We start from the raw sequence: 3,414 nt of genomic DNA on the forward strand, positions 1-3,414 counted from the left end.
CTTCATCACTATTTTTTTGTTACATCAGGAAATTTTATCTGGATTACATAAGTACCCTCAAGCTTCAATTGCCACGACCATCTTGGATTCACAGAAAAACCCGGTGAAGATGGAAAATTATCAATAGTAACAAATTGACTAGGTATTCGATAATACATTAGAAATCCCCAATCGGTTGTAGGCGTTATATACTTCGTTAGTGGAAACGGCGCAACTTCAAAGTCGCATATCATCGCGGTATCCGTTTTGATAACGGGGTTAAACTTTGCATAGTTTTCAAAAACTGGACGGTCTCCTCTTTGAATGATCTCGCCGGCTTTCGGATTAAATGTACGTCCATTCTTATCAACCATTTTCAAAATTGCGCGTGCACCTGAATTTGATATTTTGGTACAGGTAATGGTTGGGTTACGCATTGCTGTTGCAACTCCTGTTATATCATTAAATCCATTAGCAACATTATCAGTTACTACAAAAAGATCTTCCAATTCAGGGTCTACCACATTTATCGTAGCCAATTTAGGAAATAATTTTGTACCCGTTACATTTGTCATTTCTACATCATAATAGTATTTACCTAAGGGTAAATTGGCAGAAGCCTTATTAAAAGTAAGCTGACCGCTGGCTTCATTGAAGTACATAGGCAATCGCTTAACTGTCTCTCTCTTTTTATTTAGCAATGCTACAGTAGTATCAGTAGTAGCATCAAATGACATCCCAGCTTTAAACGTAGTAATTTCATACTCGGTATTAAATTGAGAAGGAGCAGGAGATCCATCCTCGCGTCGAAGATTAAGAAGTTTAAATGTATATGGCGGTGTAGAGCCATCGGCATTTATCCTATCAGACTGATATAAAATCAAGCCTCTTTTAGCGTAGATATTATTGTCTTTATATCTAATAGCATCACTTTGAAAGCCTTGTTTTATTTTTTTACATGCTGCTATACTTAGCAGCGCAAAAAAACCTAAAATATATTTTGTTTTCATAATTATACATTATTGAGGTTAACATATTGTTTTTCACAGGTAGTCTTAGTTACCTAACGACTGGGCATTAAAAAACAACCTATGATTTCCATTGAGCACATGCACGATTCCGGTTGTAGTAATAATCCCTGAAGTCTGRCAATCAACAGCCTTATCTTTTTGATTATCTGGAATATCATCCTGATTTGGCTCACGATCATCTCTGGTACCAATCACTTTGGTATAAGTTACGTAATCTACATTACTTACATAAGCGTTATAATCAAACGTCCTTCTTAGCTTAATCAGATACTGTACATTAGGAATTGAACCAAGCATACTATCATAAAGTTTACCGGAGATTGTCATTTGATCACGGTTAATTTTACCCGCAAACATGTATGTTTTCAAGGAATCACTCAATTCTTGAGAAGGAATATCTTTAATCCCAAAATCAAAGTTTTCTTTACCAATTTTTATCGCCTGTTGATTCTTCTTCGCCGCGACATAGTCCACAATTCCGTAATTTGTCGTAACAAAAAAAGTTATATTTCCATTTACAGCATCTTTCAAACCTGCCTTGTCAATAACCTTAACTAAAGAATCAAACTTTGGGTTAGATTTCAAATAGTCATATGTTGTCATATTAACAAAGGCATTACTAATACCCCCATCATTCTTGTAGCTATCCTTTTTGCAGGACGTAAATGCGGCGGTTATAATCGCTATTACAGCTATGATATATTTTTTCATGATTTAATACTAAATAGTTAAACTTTTCCAAGCCAATAGGTTGTTTGTTTAAGATTTGGATTTTCCCTGAATAGTGCAGGATCTACCGGCCAATAAAACCCTTCTCTTCTAAACCTGGTTTCCGTAAGCCAGTCCACAACATTACCATAGCGTCTGGTACGTAAAAGATCAAAGAACAAGTGCCCCTCAAGATACATTTCCTTACTTCTTTCCTTAATATACTCATCCATTACTCCACTTACAGAAAGTCCATTTTGTACAAGTGTAGGATTACGATTATTCCTTGTTCTGAATTCATTGATGATAGTGGTCGCTGTGGCTGCATCATTTTTGTATAATGCGATTTCCGCTTTTAGCAACTTCATATCACTTAAACGGAAAATAATCATGTTATTACTCAAGTAAGCATCTAATTTCTGTCCGGGATTTCTATAAATTATATTGCTGTATTTTGTACAAATTGGTCTTTCAGGATTTGAAAGGTCGAAGTTTTTGGTAAAGCGAATATCGTTAGAATTTGATCCAAATTGATCTGTCAGAAAACGTGGAACAACATAAAATCTTGGATTATTAGAATATGTATTGATATAAGCACCGCTAAGGAATCTCGTACCAATGCTGGAATTAGAACCTTCTAATGTATTCTCACTCATATTGATCTCGAATATTCCGTCAGTAGAACGGCCTACAAAGGTTGATTTATAATTTGCAGTATCTGTCTGGCTATATCCTCCCTTTTGTATTAAAGTAGTAATTGTCGTATCTGCACTATTTACGTCAGTTAAATTTGGCGCATCTTTGCTAACGTCAGACATCGTAGCTCTCCATAGGTATAGGTGGGCCAATAATGCATATGCTGACCCTTTATTGGCGGTCACTTTTGCATCGCCAATATTAATATAATTCCAGGTCAATAAATTGATGGCATTTCTGCAATCGGTTTCAATTTGCTTCATAACATCTGCTCTCGAACTTCTCGGAAGTTGTGGCGCTGTGATTGGATCGTCATAAGCTGTAGTAACCAAGGGGACATCACCCCAAACCCTTACCATCATAAAATAGCTTAAAGCACGGATAAACATTGCCTGCCCCGTTATGTTGTTTTTAAACGCTATAGGATCATCTGTGTCTTTCAGTTGGGCATCAGTCATCTTGCCTACATTAGCAATAACGATGTTAGACATCGCAATCGTTTTATAGTATAGCGTATAATTAGCCAGTGAGTTTATGTTATACTGAAAAGTAAAATCACCATTTTGTATACCTTCAAGCCCATCCCCATTATACTGAATTGTAAAATAATTCTTGGCAATGGCATCTCCATACATATAGTAACGGTTTTCCTTATCTGTACAAGCATTGCGAAGCAATGCATAATTACCAGCTAATGCACTTCTTGCATCACCTGCTGATTTCCAAAATTTTTCTAAATAAGTAGAGTTTTTTGGTTCCTGCTCCAATATTTTTTTACAAGAAATAAGTGGAGTTATTAATATAACTAAACTTAATATGCTTAAAGTTTTTAAGTGCTGTCTCATAGTGTTAAAATTAAAATTGAAGTTCCAAACCAAGTGTATATTTTCTTGGGATAGGATATCCCCCGCCATTATATTCCCCATATGGATTTACGTTTTCAGCATCGGGAAGGCGTTTAGACTGCTGGAACATATAAACATTATCTGCAATTGCAAAA

At 35.7% G+C, this 3,414-nt stretch carries 3 protein-coding genes; all 3 read right to left on the minus strand.

The window, feature by feature from the left end; genetic code table 11:
* Positions 1–8: 8 nt before the first annotated feature.
* Genes AC1DPQ_RS21860 through AC1DPQ_RS21870 form a run of 3 tightly spaced genes read right to left on the minus strand, consistent with a single transcriptional unit; the run spans position 9 to position 3,259 of the window.
* A complete protein-coding gene (locus AC1DPQ_RS21860; protein WP_477610864.1) occupies positions 9–989 on the minus strand; it encodes a hypothetical protein in 981 nt (326 codons plus the stop codon).
* Between the two features lie 45 nt (positions 990–1,034).
* Positions 1,035–1,721, minus strand: a complete 687-nt coding sequence (locus AC1DPQ_RS21865) for a hypothetical protein (protein WP_477610865.1) — start codon at positions 1,719–1,721, stop codon at positions 1,035–1,037.
* 17 nt (positions 1,722–1,738) lie between these two features.
* Positions 1,739–3,259 carry a RagB/SusD family nutrient uptake outer membrane protein gene (locus tag AC1DPQ_RS21870; protein ID WP_477610866.1) on the minus strand — a complete coding sequence of 507 codons (1,521 nt, stop codon included), beginning with the start codon at positions 3,257–3,259 and terminating at the stop codon, positions 1,739–1,741.
* Between the last annotated feature and the right edge of the window lie 155 nt (positions 3,260–3,414).

The organism is Pedobacter sp. 01T416_2, from assembly GCF_056398925.1.

Bases quoted from the DNA above. Each gene is read 5' to 3' on its own strand.
- AC1DPQ_RS21860 (WP_477610864.1), bottom strand. From the start codon at position 989: ATGAAAACAAAATATATTTTAGGTTTTTTTGCGCTGCTAAGTATAGCA.
- AC1DPQ_RS21870 (WP_477610866.1), bottom strand. From the start codon at position 3,259: ATGAGACAGCACTTAAAAACTTTAAGCATATTAAGTTTAGTTATATTA.